Below are 20,571 nucleotides of genomic sequence, written 5' to 3' on the forward strand. Positions count from 1 at the left end.
TAACCTTTTCCAGAGTGTTAATGGTCGCAAAATCTCCAGGCTTCTGAGCAGGAAGAGCGCACCAAACCCGAGTTCGATTCGGAAATAAACGATTCTATAAAACGGCTTTTTAAATTTGAAAAGAGATAAGGCAAAATGTGAACGAATCCTGAGAGCTGGCTGGCTGAGCCGAACATTTTTCAAATGGTGGTACTAGATGCGCCTCTACCTGATAAACCCATTCAACCCACTGGTGATCACCATCAGGGTCAGCAAGAATCGCTGGAACAAGTACCGCATCTGGAAGCCGCTTGGCCTCCTGGTAGTGGCCGGCTTGACCCCGCCCGAGTGGGACGTCACGGTGATTGATGAGGATCTGGGTATACCCGACTACACAGCCATGCCGCGTCCCGATCTGGTGGGGATCACCGCCTTCACAGCACAGGCCGACCGCGCTTATAAAATAGCTGCTGAATTTCGTCGCCGGGGCGTGCCGGTGGCCATGGGCGGCATTCATGCCAGCATGTGCCAGGCGGAAGCCTTAAAATACGTGGACACTGTGGTGACGGGTGAGGCGGAGAGTATCTGGACCCAGGTTTTAGAAGACGCACGCCAGGATAGCTTGAATCAGGTTTACGCCGGAACTCGCCTGGGAATGGAGAAGGTCCCCCTGGCCCGGCATGATCTTCTGCCAAACGGCTACCGCTGTGGTTCGATTCAAACCACCCGCGGCTGCCCGCTCAATTGCACCTTCTGCAGTGTCACCGCATTCAACGGAAGCCGCTTCAGGCAGCGGCCAATCGAAAACGTCCTAGAAGAGTTTAAATTGATTCAGGAGAAATATGTCCTGGTCGTGGATGACAACCTCATTGGCACCCGTAAAGAACATATTGAGCGCGCCAAAGAGCTGTTCCGGGCTATGAACCGGGCAGGTATTCGTAAAAAATGGGGTACCCAGGTAACGATTAACATGGCCGACGACGACGAACTGCTTAGACTCGCAGCCCAGGCTGGCTGCTATTTAGTCTTTATCGGTTTTGAATCGCCGAGTGTAGAAGGTTTGAGGGAGATCCATAAGGAATTTAATATTCAGAAAGACCGCGACTTCAAGGCTTCTGTTCAAAAGATACAGCGGCATGGCATTATGGTCATTGGCTCGTTCATTATGGGCCTGGATATTGATAAGCAAGGCATCGGGCTGAAGATTGCCGATACGGCGAATCGCTACGGCGTGGACGCTATTAACGTTCTTTTCCTGACACCGCTCCCTGGCACCCGCCTCTGGGACAAGATGGAACAGGAAGGCCGTATCGCCGCCAACAACTTTCCAGAAGACTGGAAATACTACACCCTGAACTACCCGGTTGCCAGATACAAGCACCTGTCCCAGACCGATATGCATCGCGAAATGGACGCCTGCTGCCGAACTTTTTACTCCTACCCGCACATTGCCAGCCGTATTTTTGGCAGCTTGTGGCACAGGCATAAACCTGTAGGGACACTGGTGACCAACCTCTCCATCAGAAATAACGCCCTGCGGTTCGATCGCACGGCCTACCCGCGCTTGACCCTGTCCTGAAGCAAAGCCGAAGCGATCAAACCATCAGAGCGAAAGGTTGTTGTACTGTAGAACTGTGAGCATTCTCCAGGATCAATAAAAGGGGCTGATATGCCTTCATAACTTGCATCATGTGCAGCCTGGTTTAAATTAATATAAAATGATGATCATGGGGGGACCAGATCATGAAAATCGCGATCATAGGCCTGGGCCGCATGGGTATGAATATGGCTCGAAGGCTGCTTCAGGGCGGGCACGAGGTGGTTGCTTATAACCGAACCTCAAGCAAAACGGACGAGCTTGTTAAAGAAGGGGCCATGGGGGCCTACTCCCTTTCTGAGCTGGCGGAGAACCTCCCCATCCCCAGGGTCGCCTGGCTGATGCTGCCCGCCGGGTCAGCCGTGGATGATCACATTATCCAGCTTAAGGAGATCCTTTCTCCTGGAGACATCGTCATTGATGGCGGAAACACATACTATAAAGACGATCTCCGCAGAGCCGACCTGCTGGCCGCACAGGAGATTCAATTTCTGGACGTGGGTGTCAGCGGTGGCATCTGGGGTCTTGAGATTGGGTACTGTCTCATGATCGGTGGGCCTAAAGAGACCTACCAGCACCTCGAGCCTGTTTTTCAGACCCTGGCTCCAGAGGACGGCTTCCTTTACTGCGGACCCCATGGGGCCGGGCATTTTGTAAAGATGGTTCATAACGGCATCGAATATGGCATGATGCAGGCCTATGGTGAGGGCTTTGAGATCCTGGAAGCCTCTCCTTATTCCAAGTCCCTGAATTATGCCGAGGTCGCTCATCTTTGGAATCAGGGAAGCGTTGTCCGGTCATGGCTGCTGGAACTCGCCGAAACCGCCTTTGCCAGAGACGCAAGGCTTTCGGAAATCATAGGCTACGTGGAAGATTCGGGGGAGGGACGTTGGACAGCGGCGCAGGCCATCGAGGCCGGTGTGCCGGCCCCGGTGATCACCCTCTCTCTTATGCAGCGGTTTCGCTCCCGAAAAGAGGAGTCTTTTTCCGATAAGGTTCTGGCCGCCCTTCGTCGGGAGTTCGGGGGCCACGCCGTGGTGCGGGCCGATAAAAAATCTGACAAAACCTGAAACTAAGGGCTTGAATTAGAACGGCTAGTGGCGATGGATTACAGCCGGAGTAAGGATCAAATACCATGAATACTGAAAAACAAGAGCTGGACAGCCGTCAGGACGCGGTGGTAACGGAAGGCAGGGCCGTTGATCCTGGTGTTACCGCCCCAAAAGGCCTCCTGGAAAAGCAACTGAATCCGTGCGCCATCGTCATTGTGGGCGCTTCAGGAGATTTGACCGCCAGAAAAATATTGCCAGCCCTTTTTAACCTGTATCTAAGTGGCGGACTTCCAGATCTCTTTCTCGTTATCGGCTGCGGTCGTACCGAGCTGAGCCATGATGCGTTCAGGGAAAAGATGATGAAGGCGGTAACCAAGGCCGGCAATCTGGATCAATCAAAATGGCAGTCCTTTGCCAGATGCCTTTTTTACCGCTCCATTGACTACCATGACTTACCGTCTTTTACCGGCCTGGCTGAATTTCTGCAAGACCTGGATAAAAAGTATAAAACCGGCGGAAACAGGATCTTTTATCTAGCCATCCCACCGGCTCTTTACCAGACAGTGGCTCAGATGATCGGGCGGTCGGGTCTGGCCGTGGAACAGGAAAACAGTCATGGCTGGTCGCGCCTCGTTGTCGAAAAGCCTTTTGGCCGGGACCTGGAAACCGCTGTCGAGCTCGACCGAAGTATTCATGAGAATTTTCAAGAGCATCAGATATTCAGGATAGATCATTACCTGGCCAAGGAAACCGTTCAAAACGTATTGATGTTCCGTTTTGCCAATTCAATTTTCGAGCCGATCTGGAATAGAAGGTATATCGAGTATGTCAGCATCACGGCCGCAGAGGCCGTCGGTGTGGAACATCGGGCCGGATACTATGAGCAGGCGGGCGTTTTAAGAGACATGTTTCAAAATCATATGATGCAGCTTCTGGCCATGACCGCCATGGACCCTCCTTCGCTGTTTGAGGCGGATCAGGTCAGGGATGAAAAGGTAAGGGTCTTTCGTTCCCTGAGACCCTTTCCGGTGGAGCGTCTGAATGATTATTTGATCCTGGGACAGTATGGGCCAGGGAGTATTGACGGTCAAAAGGCGCCTGGCTATCGGGAGGAGCCTGGTGTCAGCCCGGATTCCCTCATACCCACCTTTGCCATGATAAAGGTTTTTTTGGACAACTGGCGATGGCAGGGCGTGCCTTTCTTTCTCACCTCTGGTAAAAGACTGGCAAGGAAGCTGACTGAGATTGTCATTCAATTCAAGGAGGTTCCTCATTCCATGTTTCGCCAGGCCCTGGAAGAACACATCGCCGCCAACAAATTGATTCTGGGTATCTATCCGGATGAAAAGATATTGCTGACATTTCAGACCAAGAACCCCGGTGCCAAGGTCTGCCTCAGGTCCGTGACTATGGATTTTAATTATCTTCAGAATTATACCGGGCCGGTCATGGAGGCTTATGAAAAAGTGCTCATTGACTGTATGCTCGGAGATCAGATGCTCTTTTGGAGGCAGGATGGGGTCGAGCGTTGCTGGTCCTTTCTAACTCCCATTTTGAGGGAATGCGAAACGTGCGGTGACCGGGCGGAGATGCTTCAGCCGTATGCGGCCGGGACCTGGGGGCCAAGGGCTTTTCAGGAGTTGAAGCCAAGTAAGTTAAATGACCTTGGCTGATCATCTTATTTTTATAAATACTGCGCTGGAAAATGGCGCGGGTTAATAATTTTTTCCTTTTTCATTCCCAAAATGATAAAAAAGATCGAGCCTAAGTGCCAATGGCTAGAGAAATCTAAAAAAAGGAGCGGAGAAGAAGTAATGAAAGACCTGGACGATCTCTGTGTGAACACGATACGTATGCTTTCCGCGGATGGTGTTGAAAACGCCAATTCCGGACATCCGGGCATGCCCATGGGGGCCGCGGCTATGGCCTATGTTTTATGGACCCGCTTTTTACGGCATAACCCCCTTGATCCCAAATGGCCCAACCGGGACCGGTTCGTTCTTTCAGCCGGACATGGGTCCATGCTGCTCTATAGCCTTCTCCACCTGACTGGTTATAACCTGCCTCTGGAAGAGCTAAAAAACTTCCGCCAGTGGGACAGTAAAACACCGGGCCATCCGGAATACCCTCTGACCCCGGGCGTGGAGACAACGACAGGCCCGCTGGGCCAGGGGTTTGCCAACGGCGTAGGCATGGCCATGGCCGAACGCTACCTGGCCGCACTTTTCAACCGCCCCGGCTACGAGATTATTGATCACTACACATATGGTATCGTCAGCGATGGCGACCTCATGGAAGGCGTCTCCCACGAGGCAGCCTCCCTGGCCGGACACCTGGGGCTGGGCAAGCTGATTTACCTTTACGACGACAACCGCATTTCCATCGAAGGGAGCACGGACCTCACCTTCACCGAAAACCGGATCGCCCGCTTCGAGGCATACGGCTGGCATGTGCAGCAGGTTGAGGACGGAAACGACCTTAAAGCCGTCGCAGCAGCGATCGCCAAGGCCCAACAAGAAAAGGAGCGGCCCTCTTTAATCGCCGTCCGGACGCACCTTGGCTTTGGGAGCCCCCATAAGCAGGACACCGCCTCGGCTCACGGAGAACCCCTGGGTAGCGAGGAGATCAGGTTGACCAAGGAGAACCTGGGATGGCCTCTCGATCCTCTATTTCTCATCCCGGATGAAGCCCTGAATCACTTCCGCCAGGCGGTTGATAAAGGTAAAGAGAGCCAGGGCCAGTGGGAAACGCTTTTCCGTTCTTATGAGGAGGCTTTTCCTGAACCGACCGCAACCTGGAAAAGAATAATGAAAGACGAATTGCCAGATGACTGGGAAAAGGGTATCCCTGCTTTCCCGGGCGACCCGAAAGGTATGGCCACCCGCGTCGCGTCAGGCACGGTCCTGAATGGGATTGCCTCACTCGTTCCAAACCTCGTCGGCGGTTCCGCTGACCTCGCTCCCTCGAACAAGACGCTTATCAAAGGAGAAGATGACTTCCAGCGCGGCCTGTGGCAGGGACGGAACCTCCGTTTTGGGGTCCGTGAGCATGGCATGGGATCCATCCTCAACGGCATGGCCTTGCACGGCGGCTTGATTCCTTATGGAGGCACCTTTCTCGTGTTCAGCGATTACATGCGGCCGTCCATCCGCCTGGCGGCGCTCATGGGTCTCAGGGTCATTTACGTCTTCACCCACGACAGTATCGGCCTGGGCGAGGACGGGCCCACTCATCAGCCGATCGAACAACTCGGCGCGCTCAGGGTCATCCCGAATCTGACGGTTATTCGGCCGTGTGACGCCAATGAGACCGCTGAGGCCTGGCGGTTTGCTCTTAATCATAAAAATGGTCCCGTGGCTCTGGCCTTAACGCGGCAAAGCGTGCCCACCCTGGAGGAGGAAGCCTTTGCCTCCAGCGGCCTGCACCGCGGCGCATATATCCTCAGTGACGCCGATGACCAGAAGCCGGAAGTCATCCTCATGGCCAGCGGCTCTGAGGTCCATGTAGCGATTGCAGCCGCTCAAAAGCTCGGGCAAAAGGGTGTCTCCGTGCGGGTGGTCAGCATGCCTTCATGGGAGTTGTTTGACCGGCAGCCGGAAGATTACCGCCGCCAGGTCCTTCCATCCGAAATAAAGACCCGCATCGCTATCGAAGCCGGAGTTCCTCACGGCTGGCATCGTTATGTTGGCGGGCAGGGCGAGGTGATCGGTATCAATCGTTTCGGCGCCTCAGCGCCTTATAAGGTGATCTATGAAAAATTTGGGCTGACGGCAGAGCATGTGGTGGAGAAAGCTGAAATGGCGATGGAGCGAAACAAGGCTCCAGGTTGAATCAAGATCAAACAATCGCATGTCCAGTCCAAAGTAATTATATTTCACCCCCATTTCGACTCAACTTGACACCTGCGGCCTTCAAAAGGCCAAGCGTTTCTATTTCTGCGGCGGACTGGTCTTCATGACCAGGAAGAAGAGGCGGCCCGGTTCTTTCATATGTCCGGCCCCGATTTCAGCCTCAAACCCATGCCCAAAGAAGAGATCCAGACGGCCGGGTCCGCGGATAGCCCCGCCGGTATCCTGGACCAGGACCAGACGCGAAAACTTCTGCCACTCCGTGATTTGACCCGAGTCAACCACCGGCTTACGAGCTTCGAGCCAGGCCAGGGCCCCTTTAGGAAAGATACGGCGGTCCAGGGCCACGGAACGGTTCGGCGTCAAAGGAACATTGATGTTCCCCATCGGTCCGTCTTCCAGGCGCCGGAAGAAGATGTAGCTTTCATTATAATCCATGAAGGTTAAAGCCTTTTCCGGGTGAGCCGCCAGCCAATCCCGAATGGCCTGCATGGACATTTCCTCCGGACTGAGCAGGTCCAGGTCCAGCATACGCCGCCCGATACTCCGGAAAGGCCTCCCGTTTTGCCCGGCATACCCCACCAGTATGACCTGGCCGTCGGGAAGCTGGATGCGGCCTGAACCCTGAATGTGTAAAAATAATAGGGCTATGGGGTCATCCACCCAGATCAGCTCCAGATTACGCCCCGCCAGTGCGCCTTGGCGGTCAATGTCGCTCCGGGTATAGTAGGGTACCAGCCGCCGCCCTTGCAGGCGTCCCTTGATCTGCTCTCCGGCCAGCCCCGCTGAAAAATCACCCAGATTTACCTCGATCAAATCATCCGGTTTCCGGTAAAGAGGCCACCGGAAGCGCCCGCCAGGATTGAGGGAGCCGTGGAGCAAGGGTTCATAGTATCCGGTGCATATCACCTCACCCTTACCCTCCCGACCAACGCTTTGATAGAGAATAAAATCCTGCGCCAGCGCCTCGGTCAGGGGCTGCCCCGGCTTTAACGACAGATAGAGCCTCTCGAAGGCGTCCAAAGAAGCCAGCAAATGCCCGGCCGAATAGGTGTCCGGGCCGTACTTGAAGGCCCGGTCCGGAGGCAGGCGCCGGAGATAAACCCGCGACTGTTTCAGGGCCTGGCTCAGAGAAGCACGGTCCAGGTCGTCCGTCAGCTCCGGCCACTTGCCAGGTTTGACGCGGACCATCACGGTTTCTTCTTCAGGGTAGCGAAACCAGGGTAGGTCGCATCCTGAAAAGGCGAGCACCAGAAGGAGCGATCCAATAATAATTACCTGCCGAATCATTGTTTCACCATGAACCGATTTTTTTGCAGTGGCGGTATATTGCCATTGTCAGGGGAAAAGTTCAAGCTGCGGCATCCAGGACATTTAAATCCTGCCGGGCCAACTTAAAAAAACAACCACGGTATAAGCTGGAACCCGGGAATTATGTCAGGCGGCATTTTTCCTTTGCCATAATGATCTCTTTATCTTATGTTAGATTAACAAAAAACTTGTTACCACGCCTAAAACAAGGTTTCTAATAAAAAGAAATAATACAACCCGATTGTTGAAGTCACGGCAGACAGAAAAAACTCGACCATGATCGTTTCAAATAACATACCGGGCCCAGGGCGGTCTGGTAAATCCAAACCTCGAGGGCTGTTTGTCACCGATCTCGATGGCACCCTTCGATGCACTGACGGCGGATTCACTTCTGATAACCTTGAAGCCCTGGAAGAATTGGGTGCGGCCGGTGTGGTCAGGGCCATTGCCACCGGACGTTCGCTCGCGTCCTTCCAAAGGGAGGTCCAGAACCAGTTCCCGATTGATTATGTGATCTTTTCTTCAGGCGCGGGTGTTGTCAAAATCGAAGGATGGGATCTTATCCGGAAGACCAGCCACCGCCCCGGGGATGTTAAGATGATAACCGGCCTGCTGATGGAAGCCGGTCATAGTTTCATGATTCACAAGCCGGTCCCGGACAGCCATATTTTTGCCTACCATTTCGCCGACGTTTCGGATACGGACTTTGAATGGCGTCTGAGCTTTTCCACTGACCACTCCTGGCCGCTTCAAGGCCGGAACGAGGATTTCGGCCCGGCCGCTCACCTGGTTGCCATCGTCCCGGGTTCAGAGGGTGTTTCCATTTATAACGAGATCAAGGAGAAGCTGTCAGGGTTCACCGTTATCAGAACCACTTCTCCGCTGGACCATCGTTCCATCTGGATTGAGATCTTTCCCCAAAACGTTTCCAAAGCCCTCACCGCCGAGTGGCTCGCGCAGGAACTCGGAATTTCGCGGCAGGACACGCTTTTCGTGGGCAATGATTACAACGATCTGGATATTCTCGAGTGGGCCGAAACAAGCTACGTTGTCTCCAATTCACCGCCTGAACTGAAAGAGCGGTTTCCTGAAGTCGCGTCCAACAACAGCAGCGGCGTGGCGGAAGCGATTAAAAGCTGGCTCGCAAGCCATTTACAGACAAAGCGTATTTTAGATTGATGCCGCGGTCCGGCTGATTCAACCCTCTCCGCCTTAAACGCTCAATAACGACTGGCAAAATAAGTTTCCGATAGAACCGTTTTTGGGGGGATTAGCTTCGCGAGGAGTGTCAGCGACGAAGCAATTCCCGATCTTTTTAACCGGAATGTATTTTTACCTTTTGTTTTATCCCAAAGACTTCCTGTGGTCACCGCTCAGCAAGGACGGTCGCCAGAGGGAAGCTGGCTTCAGCCACGGCGGTCAGGCCGAGGGCCATGGCCCTGATGGGTGAATCATCCCGGGAGAGATGCCTTTCCCAGGCGCGCCGAATGGGCCCCACCTCAGCCGCCAGTCTTTCATCCACAGCGAGGTTCAAAAGGTAAACGAACTGAAAGCAACCGCTTATGTTATTGACCGTCCAGAGAAGGAGTTTGGCGTAGTAGTGGATGTCCCGCCGCGCCTTAATGGCCTCGGCCTCCTGAACCCTGAACTCAAGTTCCTTGTTAATCCGTCTCAGGAATCTATGATCCGCGTCAACCGAGCGCAGGGTGAGGGTCAGCATGGTCATAATACCTTTGGTCAGAGAAACCATGGCCTTCATTGTATCCTCATTGGAATCAATCGAGGGATTCAAACGATTTTCAATCTCCTGGATCTGCTTGAGGGTCAACCTGTCTCCGCGTTGAAGGGCCATGATGCCAGCCACGGCGTTAACCGACCGATACATGAGGTCCAGGCCTAAAATCTGACGGCGCACCGGATCTGAATCTGCCTTTTTCACTGCCGGCTCATATAGTCCTTTATCAATCCGCTGAATGTAATTCCTTGCTTCAGGAGTCTGATATCGCTCTGCTATTTGCCGCACCGCGATCTCCCAGCTTCGGCCCGCGTAAAAAGCAGCCAGGGCCATGATTTCCTCTGGATCATCCTCCTGGCTCATCTCCTTCACAAACTCAACCTTGAGGGCAGCCAGTTCGACCGTCGAATCTGTGGGACGCTCGGCCAGTGAAGGTTCGGGGGAGATTAAAAACGCCGTTAAAATGAATATGAGGCTCAGGCAGGGAGATAAAAAAAAGAGGGGAAAGCCGGTAAGGCCTTTGTCCCGGGGTGTATGCGAAAGTAAGCGGCACTTACGATTCATCAATGAATTGAAGGAAAGGCAAGGTCAGGGGAGAGACGGTTGAGGTCAAGGCCTTTGATGCGCTGAGATGTCAGATCTGAAATCCAAACCCCTCATCTCTCCCGCGCCTTTTTTTCCTTGCCAGAGAGCAGCTCCCGGGCCTGCTCGTTAAAAAGATCAATCAGGTTCCCATTTCCCAGGAGGCAAGATATTTTTTTTGCTCCGCGGTCAATGTGTCTATCTTTACGTCCATGGATTTAAGCTTCAGCTCGGCGATTTCATTGTCTATTTCTTCAGGCACCGGCAGCACGCCCAAGGGAATTTTGCCTTTGTGCTTCACGATGTACTCCACGGACAAAGCCTGATTGGCAAAGCTCATATCCATAACACTGGAGGGATGTCCTTCGGCCGCGGCCAGATTGATGAGCCGGCCTTCACCCAGGATATAGACACGCTTGCCGTTTTCCAGGGTGTATTCCTCAACATACTCCCTGACGATGCGGCGTTTGGTGGTGATCTTGGCCAGTTCGCCAAGGTCCAATTCAACGTTGAAGTGCCCGGAGTTGGCCACGATCGCCCCAGACTTCATCTTAAGGAAGTGCTCCTTGCGAATGACATTAATGTCTCCGGTGAGGGTGCAGAAGAAATCGCCGATCTCGGCCGCCTCAGCAATGGGCATGACCCGGTATCCGTCCATGATCGCCTCGATGGCCCTGAGGGGATCAACCTCGGTTACAATGACGTGACCTCCCAGGCCCTGGGCTCGCATGGCCACGCCGCGGCCGCACCACCCATAGCCGCAGACCACGAAGTTGGCGCCGGCCACCAGCCGGTTTGTGGCCCGGATGATTCCGTCGAGGGTGCTCTGCCCGGTGCCATAGCGGTTGTCGAAAAAGTATTTGGTCTTGGCGTTGTTAACCGCGATGATCGGGTACTTAAGGGCTTTATCCGCCGCCATGCTGGTCAGCCGAATGACGCCGGTGGTCGTCTCCTCGGTTCCGGCGATAACGTTCTTGATCAATGGTTTGCGCTCTGAATGGAGGGTCGAAACCAGGTCCGCCCCGTCATCCAGGGTGACCGCGGGCGCTGCGTCGAGCACGGCGTTGATGTGCTGGTAATAGGTCTCATTGTCCTCGCCCTTGATGGCAAAGGTGGCGATTCCGTCCTTTTTGACCAGGGCCGCAGCCGCATCGTCCTGGGTGCTCAGGGGATTGGAGGCGCAAAGAAAGACTTCGGCCCCACCGGCCTTAAGGGTCCGGGCCAGACTGGCTGTCTCTGTGGTCACATGCAGACATGCCCCGATTCGAACGCCCTTGAAGGGTTTCTGGCGCGCGAACCGCCGCTTGATGAGGTTCAGGACGGGCATGTTCTGGTTAGCCCACTCGATGCGCAGTTGGCCTTTTTGAGCCAGGCTCAGATCTTTAATATCGTAACTCACTTCGTTTTTCACTCCTGTTTGTTTTATTTCAGGCCCCAGCCGGGGGCTGAGTGCTGAGTTATATCTTGACCAGGTATTTATTGATAGGGAAATGGCCTAACGGACCATATCGAGTATATCTTCGATTCTGTCTGTCTTTTCCCAGGTGAATTCAGGCTCTTCCCGTCCGTAATGGCCGTAGCAGGCGGTTTTTTTGTAAATGGGCCTCAAGAGATCAAGGTAAGCGATCATGTCAGCCGGCTTAAAGGGGAAGACCCGAGGCAAGGCCTGAGCGATTTTCTCATCTTTGACTTTACCGGTGCCAAAGGTATCCACCATTAAAGATACCGGCTCGGCAACCCCAATGGCATAAGCCAGCTGCACCTCGCACCGCCGGGCTAGATCGGCGGCCACGATATTCTTGGCCACGTGTCGCGCCATGTATGAGGCGCTGCGGTCAACCTTGGAGGGGTCCTTGCCAGAAAAGCAGCCGCCGCCATGACTGCCCTGACCGCCGTAAGTGTCCACGATGATCTTGCGGCCGGTCAAGCCGCAGTCGGCCATGGGTCCGCCCAGCACGAACTTGCCCGTAGCGTTTATAAAGATTTTAGTGTCCCCATCAAGTAATTCGGCCGGGATGACCCGCTTGATGACCTCTTTAGTAACCGCTTCCCTGACATCGCTTTCGGCTGCCTCTGGCGAGTGCTGAGCTGCGATGACGATTGCCTCGACCCGCTTGGGTTTGCCATGATCATACTCGATGGTCACCTGCGATTTGCCATCGGGCCGCAGGAAGTCCAGGACCCCGTGCTTGCGGACCTGGGCCAGCCTTTGAGTCAGCTTATGGGCGTAATAAATGGGCATGGGCATCAATGATTCAGTCTCATCACAGGCATACCCGAACATGAGCCCCTGGTCACCGGCGCCCTGTTCCGCGCCATTGACGCCCTGGGCGATGTCTGGAGACTGCTTGTCAATAGATGTAATTACGGCGCAGGTCTCCCAGTTGAACCCCATGGAGCCGTCAGTATATCCAATTTCCTTGATCGTTTCCCGGACCACGGCCGGCATGTTCACCCAGCACTCCGTGGTGATCTCGCCGGCGATAACGGCCATGCCCGTGGTCACCAGGGTCTCACAGGCCACACGGCCTTTTTTATCCTGGGCCAGGATCGAATCTAAAATAGCGTCCGATATTTGATCGGCCACCTTGTCCGGGTGACCTTCGGTAACTGATTCTGATGTGAATAGATAACTCGGACTCATAAAGTCACTTCCTCCTCTTTTTAAATCGAACCATGCAACTTTATAAATATAACTCCACCAGGCTAGAAACTGTCAAGGTAAATATGGATAATGGTGGGCTATAAGTTGCTGTGACTTGACAGGAATCCCGCTTTGGTACACTCCTGGTACTGGGCGTATCATGAGAAGATCAGCTGTGACTTGACAGGAATCCCCGCTTTGGTACACTTGACTCGGGGCTGGCCTTTAATGACATAAGTCTTGAAGCGCTCGCCGTTGGTCACGTTTAAGATCTGCATATTCTCGAAAGGGAGCAGGTTGGCTGCGTCCATGAGTTCCTTATCCAGGGTTAGGCTGCCTTGGTAATCGAGGTTTGCCTCGGTCATCCTGGCGCGGTGAACCTTTGATTTGAGCATCGGTCTTTACGTTATAGATATTTTCAGCCTTCAATCGGCCGTGATGATGGCGTTGTCAATCAGCCGGGGCTTACCCACGACCGCGGCCAGAGCCAGGAGGGCCTGACCCTCGATGCTTTCGACGTCCTCCAGGGTCTCAGGATCAACCAGGACGGCATAGTGAAGCCGGGCGTGAGGCTGGTCTTCGATGTGTTTTCGAACCGCAGCAAGAATCTCCGCCGCGGCTCGCTTTCCCTGATCGGCCATCTCCTGTGCCAGTTTCAGCGATTCGGACAAGGCCCGGGCGCTCTTCCGCTCTTCAGGCGAAAGGTGAACGTTGCGCGAACTCATGGCCAGGCCGTCTTCCTCCCTGACGGTCGGACAGCCGACGACCTCCACCTCCAAATGAAGGTCTTTAACCATGCGCTGGATAACGATCAGCTGCTGGTAGTCTTTTTGGCCAAAGACAGCCAGATGCGGCTGCACGATATTAAACAGCTTGGCCACGACGGTGGTCACTCCCTTAAAGTGCGTCGGCCGGTTGACTCCGCACAGCCCCTGGGTTAGTTCCGTGACTTCAACGTACGTCTGAAAGCCGGCTGCATATATCTCCTCCGGCGCCGGATGAAAGACCGTGTCCACCGGGATGGACCGCATCAATTCGAGGTCGCGATTAAAATCCTGTGGATATGTCTTGAAGTCTTCGGCCGGACCGAACTGCGTGGGATTGACAAAGATGCTGACGATAAGCAGGTCGCAGTGGGATCGGGCGTATTCCATCAGGCTCAGATGCCCCTGATGAAGAAAGCCCATGGTGGGGACGAAACCTAATTTGGCGCCTTTGGCCCGCTTCTCGCGAGACCAAACCTGCATTTTTTTTGTTTCTTTAATCAACTCCATGATACGCTCCAGGCCGTCACTCACGTCCTGATTTGCCGAACCCATGCATACCAGGCCGGTGTCTCACGCCAAAGATGTCTTAAACATTATAGGTGATTTTGTCAAGTGCTGCAATGCGCTCAAGCTAGAGCGGACATGGCGTTAGCTAGAGCGGCAAACTCGAACGGGCTCAAGGTCTCGGCCCGTCGGCCCGGTTCAATCTCAGCCAGTTTCAAGGCAGCTTCGACTTTCTCCGGTTCAAACGCTGAAAGGAGGGCGTTCCTCAGGGTCTTGCGCCGTTGGGCAAAACCTGCTTTAACCACCCGGCTGAAGAGGTGCTCGGAATGAAGCGGAGGCTCCGTTAAGCTCTTGAAGGTGATTTTGAGCATGGTCGAGCCGACCTTTGGCCGGGGGTAGAAGACGTCCGGCCCCACGTCCAGCAGGCGAACCACCTGCGCAAAATAGGCATAGATAACGCTTAGCCGTCCGTAATTCCTGCCTCCCGGCTTTGCCGTGAGCCGATCCGCCACCTCCCGCTGGAACATCAATACCGCCTGTGTCACGGCTGAACGGAACTCAAGCAGCTTAAAGAGAAGCGGTGAGGATATCTGGTAAGGCAGGTTTCCCAGCACCAAGAGCGGCCCGCCAAACTTAGCCGCCACATCACCCAGGTCCAGCTTCAGGATATCTCCGAAGATGATCGTCAGTCTTTCCGGCGCCAGGGGCCGGACCTCATCCTCCAGGAAGCGGACCAGCCCCTGGTCCACCTCGACGGCCACGACGTGGAAACCCTTTTCCAGGAGAGGCCTGGTTAGAGCGCCCAGGCCGGGACCGATTTCCAGGACCGGTATCTCCGGGTTCAGGCCGGCCCTGTCCAGAATGGCCCGGACGACCCCGGGGTCCATGAGGAAATGCTGGCCCCGGCCCTTCTTGGCCATGAGCTTACGCGCGGCCAGGAGTTTACGTGGAGAGGTCATCCTTTTTCTTTAGAGGCATCCTTTTCAGCCGACCATCTGGAAAAGGCGTCGGCCGAAAGACTCAAAGTGCTGCCCGCAGTCAGAAGGTGATAGCCCATGGCCGCAATCATGGCGGCGTTATCGGTGCACAATTCGATGGGCGGCAGGATGAACGGGACACCGTGCCTTGCCGCCACCTCAGCCATTTCCCTCCTGAGGCTCTGGTTCGCCGCCACTCCTCCAGCCAAAATCAAACCCTTAACCTTGACCTGATTCAAAAGGGCTGAAACCTTAGCGGTCAAAACATCCACCACCGCGGCTTGAAACGAGGCGGCCAGGTCAGCCAGGTCCCTTGACCCGATCTCGGCTCCCTTGAACTGGCGATTAACCAGACTCAAAACCGCTGTCTTCAGACCGGCAAAGGAAAAATCCAAACCCAGTCCCTGCATCGGGCGCGGAAGATTAAAACGCCGCCCGTCGCCTTTGGCAGCACGTGCTTGGATAGCCACCCCGCCTGGATAACCCAAACCGAGGAGCTTGGCCACCTTGTCAAAGGCCTCCCCGGCCGCGTCATCCCTGGTCTGACCGTAAAGTTCAAACTTCATGCGTCCCTGAACCAGGTAAAGGTTGGTGTGGCCGCCGGAGACGACCAGGGCGGCCAGAGGAAAACCTGGCAGATTTCCCATTAAAAATCCCGCGGCAATGTGCCCTTCAAGATGATTGACTCCGACCAGGGGAAGACCGGTCACCAGGGCCAGGGCCTTGGCCAGGTTAAGGCCGACCAATAACGAGCCTACCAGTCCCGGGCCCTGAGTTACGGCCAGCCCGTCAAGCTGGTCCAGCCTGAGTCCGGCCTGGCTCAGGGCCTCTTCAATCACGGGCAGGATCACTTCCACATGACGCCGCGACGCCAGCTCCGGAACCACTCCCCCGTATCGTCCATGGAGATCAAACTGGGTGCGGACGACGTTTGACCGAATCAGCCGCCCATCCTCGACCACGGCTGCTGCTGTTTCGTCACAGGATGTTTCGATGCCTAAAATTTTCATACAGTGTTTGAAATATAAAATCCCCGCCATCCAAAGAGATCGCGAGGAATCAGTTATGTTTTAAGTTTCAGGCCGGAAATATCATCTCTTCCCCTGAATGAACTCCTCAGCGACGCGGACCTCCTCCTTGCTCCCGATGATCAGAGGCACCCGCTGGTGCAGTTCTTCGGGCTCGAGATCCATGATCCTCTGTGTGCCTGTGCTGGCTGCGCCGCCGGCATGTTCCACCACGAACGCCAGGGGATTGGCCTCGCACATCAATCTTAACTTGCCATGCGGTTTGCGCGGATCTTTACTGTCCGCCGGATAGAGAAAGATGCCGCCGTGAAGCAGGTTCCGGTGGAAGTCTGCCACGAGCGAACCAATGTACCGGGAGGTGTACCCATGATGGTCGGCTGCGGGGTTCTTCAGATAATCAATATACTGCTGAACTTCTGCGCTCCAGTAATGATAATTTCCTTCATTGACGGAAAAGGTGTTGCCTTTTTCAGGGATGCTTATATTTTCGTGTGACAGGAGGAACTCACCGACCGAAGGATCGAGGGTGAAGCCGTGAACCCCGTTACCGGCGCAGTAAACCATGATGGTTGAAGAGCCGTAAACGAAATAACCGGCTGCAACCTGTTTGAATCCCGGTTGAAGAACGTCTTCCAGCGTGGGTTGATCATCTTTGTCTGTCACCCGGTGCAGGATGGAAAAAATCGTTCCGACGCTGATATTCACGTCAATATTGGAACTCCCGTCCAGGGGATCGAAGATGAGCACATAATTGCCCATGGGAAAGTGGCGCGGGATCTCGATGATGTCAGCCACCTCCTCCGAAGACATGGCGCAAAGAATGCCCGTGGATTCGAGGCGGCGAATAATGGTTTCGTTGGAAAAGTCATCCAGCTTGCGAACGGCTTCGCCCTGGACATTCTCCCGGCCGGTAAAGCCCAGGATATCAACCAGCCCGGCCTTATTCACCTCCCGCGAGATCAATTTCGCCGCCACGATCAGTTCGTTGAGCAGACGGGTAAAAGCTCCGGTTGCGCCTGATACCTCGGTTTGAGTCAGCAGGAGATGCTGAGTCACGGTTATTCCTCTATTAGGCATATCCTCACCTCTTCATTTAGAAAAAAGTTTGAACAATCATACTCCGGCCGCCGAATAAAAAACAGATTTCCAAGGCCTAATTCCAAGGCCTAATCCTCAAAGGCGACATATAACCTGAGTTTCCTGACCGTTTCAGGCCCAATGCCTTTGATGTGCATGAGATCATCAAACCCGGTTAAGGAGCCGTGTTTTTGACGCGCGGCGTGAATGCGAGCGGCTGCGACCTTTCCGATCCCGGGCAGTAAGGTCAGGTCGCGCCAGGCAGCCTGGTTAATGTTCAGCTTCTGGCCCAGGCCCAGAAGAGTTGCGGAGGACATGGGCTGCAAGACAATCTTGAAATCGTCTGGACCCTGCCTGACTATCAAGACCTTGGTCTTGTTCTCAAGCGTTGGATTCGGGATATCCGGGCCGGATGGAAGTCCGGCCGCTTCAAGCACCTGACCCAAAGAAGGGGAGGCCGGGAAACCCAGAACCCGGGAGTTCGTTTGCGGGCCGACCACCTCTATCCAGACGGAATCTTTTTCAAAGGGAAGCGCGCCTATTTGCGGCTGCCCCCACCAGTCAAAGGCCCAACCCAAGATAATGAGCCCAAGGGCCAACAGCATTAACGCCCGAACCTGGTTATAGTTCATTTCCTGGCGAGGGAAACTACTTTCCCCTTTTTTCATCGCGGTGGAGTTTGTAGTTGACACTGTCAACCAGGGCCTGCCAACTGGCTTCAATAATGTCGTGGGAGACCCCAACTGTTCCCCATTTTTCGTGCCGGTCTCCGGATTCGATCAGGACCCGGACTTTGGCTCCTGTGCCTCGTCCCAATGCTGGCAGAACCCGAACCTTGTAGTCTTCGAGACTCATGCGGGACAACTCAGGATAGAATGTTTCCAGCGCTTTGCGGATGGCGTTGTCCAGGGCGTTCACCGGGCCGTTGCCCACTGCTGCGGTATGTTCGATCTTACCCCCGACTTTGACCATAATGGTCGCTTCGGCCTGGGTGGGCTCCTCTTCTTTTATTTTCTGGATAATGACTCTGAATCCCAGCAGTTCGAAATATTTTTTGTGGGCGCCCAGGGCCCGGTTCATGAGCAGCTCGAACGATCCTTCGGCCCCTTCGAACTGGAATCCCTGGGCTTCCAATTCTTTAAGCTCTTTAAGAATTTGAAGAACCACGGGGTCTTTTGAATTTATATCCAGTCCGTACTGCATGGCCTTGTGCAAGATGGTGCTCTTGCCCGACAGATCGGAGACCAGAATGCGCTGGACATTTCCAACCGCATTCGGGGATATATGTTCATAGGTCTCCGGGTTGCGCTTCACGGCGCTGATATGAATGCCTCCCTTATGGGCAAAGGCGCTCCGGCCGACATACGGCTGAAAAGAGTTAGGCTGGATGTTCGCCAGTTCGCTGACCAAACGACTGACATCATGGAGTTGAGGCAGACCGCCTTCAACCAGGCAGTTCAAGCCCATCTTGAGGGTCAGGGCCGGGATGATGGAGCACAGGTTGGCATTGCCGCAGCGTTCTCCTAATCCGTTAATCGTTCCTTGAACTTGAATCGCCCCGGCCTCGATCGCGGCCAGTGAATTGGCCACGGCCAGTTCGGCGTCGTTATGTGCATGGATCCCCAGCGGAATCCCGGGGTATTTTCGCCGCGCTTCCTTGACTATGCCTTCTATCTCACCGGGCAAGGCCCCGCCGTTGGTGTCGCACAAAATAAAGTAGTCGGCTCCGCCGGCCCGGGCGGCTTCGAGGGTCTTGAAAGCATACTCCTGATTGTACTTGCAGCCGTCAAAAAAATGCTCGGCGTCAAAAAAAAGAAGCCCGGCCTTGGGACGGAGAAAACTCAGGGAATGTTCGATGATTTCGAGATTGCGCTTGAGGTTGATGCGCAGGGCGTCCTTAACGTGCACATCCCAGGACTTACCGACAATGGTCATCACCTCGGTCCCGGCCCTGATCAATGCCTTTAAATTGGTGTCTTTTTCCGGGCTGCCTTTAGGGTTGTGTGTGCTCCCAAAGGCTACAACCTTGGTATGTTTTAAAGTCCGCTTCTTCATTTCTTTGAAGAAAGCCATGTCTTTGGGGTTGGAGCCCGGCCAGCCGCCTTCCACATAGTCCACGCCGAAGTGATCCAGGCGCTCGGTGATGCGGACCTTGTCTTCCAGGGTAAAGGTTACGGTCTCTGCCTGCGCGCCGTCCCGGAGGGTCGTGTCGTATATCTCTATTCTTTTCATTTATTCTTTATCCAATCCAAAGGCGGCATGAACCGCCCGCACTGCCAACTCGATGTACTTCTCGGAAATAACGCAGGAGATCTTTATCTCAGACGTGTTGATCATCAGGATATTGATGCCTTCCCTGGCCAGGGCCTCGAACATCTTTGTCGCCACGCCGGTGTGATTCCGCATACCGACGCCGACCAGGGATATCTTGGCGATGGAATCGTCCCCCAGGACTTTTTCAGCTCCTATTTCTTTGGCCACGTCCCGCACCAGGCTCATTGACCGCTCAAAATCGTTTTTAGGGACGGAAAAAGAAAAATCTGTGGCGCCTTCGGCTTCGATGCTGGTGTTCTGGATGATCATGTCAACCACGATACCCGCGTCAGAGACAGGGGTTAGAAGGGCGGCCGCCATACCGGGCTTGTCAGGAACCCTAGTTACGGTAATCCGAGCCTCATTGCGATTATAAACCACGCCCGAAATGGTTATTTTTTCCATGGTCTCATCCTCCTTGACGATTAGAGTTCCTGGCTCGTCTATCTGGGAGTGTCGGATGTGGAGGGGCACGCAGAACTTCATTGCAAACTCGACGGAGCGAATTTCAATGACTTTGGCCCCGAGGCTGGACATCTCCAGCATCTCCTCGTAAGATACGCGGTCCAGCTTGCGCGCCTCCGCGCAGATATTGGGATCGGTGGTGTACACTCCGTTCACATCGGTGAAGATTTCACAGATATCAGCCTTAAGCGCTGCCGCCAGGGCCACGGCTGTGGTGTCCGAGCCTCCCCGGCCCAGGGTGGTAATGTTGCCGCGTTCATCGAGTCCCTGAAAGCCAGCCACCGCCACGATATAGCCTCGGTCCAGCAGATCGCGTATGCGGCTGACATCAATGTCCTGAATTCTAGCCTGGCCGTACAGGTCATTGGTCATGATCCTGGCCTGGAAACCCAAGAGCGACCGGGCCTTATAGCCCAGGTCGCGGACGGCCATGCAAAAAAGAGACACCGAGACCTGCTCGCCCGTGGAGATAAGAACATCCACCTCCCGGGCATCAGGCTTTGTGGAAATATCGCCGGCCATATCCAGCAGACGGTCGGTTTCTCCGGCCATGGCGGAAAGAACAACGACGACCTGGTGGCCTTCATTTTTTTTGGTATGAATAACCCGCTGAGCCACCTTGCGAATCAAATCAAGGTCCGCCACCGAAGTTCCGCCAAATTTCTGAACAATTAAGGCCATGATCTTATCCT

The 20,571-nt window shown here is 54.5% G+C and carries 17 protein-coding genes; 5 read left to right on the plus strand and 12 right to left on the minus strand.

The window, feature by feature from the left end; genetic code table 11:
- Window positions 1-196 precede the first annotated feature (196 nt).
- The 4 genes from JRI95_02580 to tkt all read left to right on the plus strand — a co-directional run bounded on the left by JRI95_02580 (window position 197) and on the right by tkt (window position 6,458).
- Entirely contained in the window at window positions 197-1,558 is a 1,362-nt protein-coding gene (locus JRI95_02580; GenBank protein MBW2060429.1) for a B12-binding domain-containing radical SAM protein, read from the plus strand.
- A gap of 164 nt (window positions 1,559-1,722) precedes the next feature.
- On the plus strand, window positions 1,723-2,646 hold the full coding sequence (gnd, locus tag JRI95_02585) for a decarboxylating 6-phosphogluconate dehydrogenase (GenBank protein ID MBW2060430.1): 924 nt from the start codon (window positions 1,723-1,725) through the stop codon (window positions 2,644-2,646).
- A gap of 65 nt (window positions 2,647-2,711) precedes the next feature.
- Complete coding sequence (gene zwf / locus JRI95_02590) at window positions 2,712-4,301, plus strand: glucose-6-phosphate dehydrogenase (GenBank protein MBW2060431.1); 1,590 nt, start codon at window positions 2,712-2,714, stop codon at window positions 4,299-4,301.
- A 141-nt stretch (window positions 4,302-4,442) separates the two neighbouring features.
- On the plus strand, window positions 4,443-6,458 hold the full coding sequence (tkt, locus tag JRI95_02595; protein ID MBW2060432.1) for a transketolase: 2,016 nt from the start codon (window positions 4,443-4,445) through the stop codon (window positions 6,456-6,458).
- Window positions 6,459-6,557: 99 nt separating this feature from the next.
- Here tkt and JRI95_02600 read toward each other — a convergent pair whose 3' ends face one another.
- Window positions 6,558-7,766, minus strand: a complete 1,209-nt coding sequence (locus JRI95_02600; GenBank protein ID MBW2060433.1) for an MltA domain-containing protein — start codon at window positions 7,764-7,766, stop codon at window positions 6,558-6,560.
- Window positions 7,767-8,063: 297 nt separating this feature from the next.
- Here JRI95_02600 and JRI95_02605 point away from each other — a divergent pair, with 297 nt between their 5' ends.
- Complete coding sequence (locus tag JRI95_02605; protein ID MBW2060434.1) at window positions 8,064-8,966, plus strand: HAD family phosphatase; 903 nt, start codon at window positions 8,064-8,066, stop codon at window positions 8,964-8,966.
- Between the two features lie 187 nt (window positions 8,967-9,153).
- Here the strand turns inward: JRI95_02605 and JRI95_02610 are convergent, their stop codons facing one another.
- The 11 genes from JRI95_02610 to JRI95_02660 form a co-directional block, all read right to left on the minus strand.
- On the minus strand, window positions 9,154-10,086 hold the full coding sequence (locus tag JRI95_02610; GenBank protein MBW2060435.1) for a hypothetical protein: 933 nt from the start codon (window positions 10,084-10,086) through the stop codon (window positions 9,154-9,156).
- 160 nt (window positions 10,087-10,246) lie between these two features.
- A complete protein-coding gene (locus tag JRI95_02615; GenBank protein MBW2060436.1) occupies window positions 10,247-11,503 on the minus strand; it encodes an adenosylhomocysteinase in 1,257 nt (418 codons plus the stop codon).
- Between the two features lie 96 nt (window positions 11,504-11,599).
- Window positions 11,600-12,748 (minus strand): methionine adenosyltransferase, encoded by a 1,149-nt coding sequence (locus tag JRI95_02620; GenBank protein MBW2060437.1) that lies wholly within the window; start codon window positions 12,746-12,748, stop codon window positions 11,600-11,602.
- Window positions 12,749-12,906: 158 nt separating this feature from the next.
- Window positions 12,907-13,143 carry an aspartate 1-decarboxylase gene (locus JRI95_02625; GenBank protein MBW2060438.1) on the minus strand — a complete coding sequence of 79 codons (237 nt, stop codon included), beginning with the start codon at window positions 13,141-13,143 and terminating at the stop codon, window positions 12,907-12,909.
- A 30-nt stretch (window positions 13,144-13,173) separates the two neighbouring features.
- Window positions 13,174-14,022, minus strand: coding sequence for a pantoate--beta-alanine ligase (locus JRI95_02630; GenBank protein ID MBW2060439.1), 849 nt, complete (start codon window positions 14,020-14,022; stop codon window positions 13,174-13,176).
- A 119-nt stretch (window positions 14,023-14,141) separates the two neighbouring features.
- Window positions 14,142-14,978, minus strand: coding sequence for a 16S rRNA (adenine(1518)-N(6)/adenine(1519)-N(6))-dimethyltransferase RsmA (rsmA, locus tag JRI95_02635; protein MBW2060440.1), 837 nt, complete (start codon window positions 14,976-14,978; stop codon window positions 14,142-14,144).
- The gene (gene tsaD, locus JRI95_02640; protein MBW2060441.1) at window positions 14,975-16,006 is read right to left on the minus strand and encodes a tRNA (adenosine(37)-N6)-threonylcarbamoyltransferase complex transferase subunit TsaD; all 1,032 of its coding nucleotides are present in this window, start codon (window positions 16,004-16,006) and stop codon (window positions 14,975-14,977) included. Before tsaD ends, rsmA begins: the two co-directional genes overlap by 4 nt.
- Before the next feature lie 81 nt (window positions 16,007-16,087).
- The gene (gene fbp / locus JRI95_02645) at window positions 16,088-17,101 is read right to left on the minus strand and encodes a class 1 fructose-bisphosphatase (protein MBW2060442.1); all 1,014 of its coding nucleotides are present in this window, start codon (window positions 17,099-17,101) and stop codon (window positions 16,088-16,090) included.
- An 89-nt stretch (window positions 17,102-17,190) separates the two neighbouring features.
- Complete coding sequence (locus JRI95_02650) at window positions 17,191-17,793, minus strand: helix-hairpin-helix domain-containing protein (protein ID MBW2060443.1); 603 nt, start codon at window positions 17,791-17,793, stop codon at window positions 17,191-17,193.
- Complete coding sequence (locus JRI95_02655; GenBank protein MBW2060444.1) at window positions 17,750-19,333, minus strand: citramalate synthase; 1,584 nt, start codon at window positions 19,331-19,333, stop codon at window positions 17,750-17,752. The genes JRI95_02650 and JRI95_02655 overlap by 44 nt, the downstream gene beginning before the upstream one ends.
- Window positions 19,334-20,560 carry an aspartate kinase gene (locus tag JRI95_02660; protein ID MBW2060445.1) on the minus strand — a complete coding sequence of 409 codons (1,227 nt, stop codon included), beginning with the start codon at window positions 20,558-20,560 and terminating at the stop codon, window positions 19,334-19,336.
- Window positions 20,561-20,571: the final 11 nt, after the last annotated feature.

The organism is Deltaproteobacteria bacterium, assembly GCA_019308995.1.
Classification (GTDB): domain Bacteria; phylum Desulfobacterota; class Desulfarculia; order Adiutricales; family JAFDHD01; genus JAFDHD01.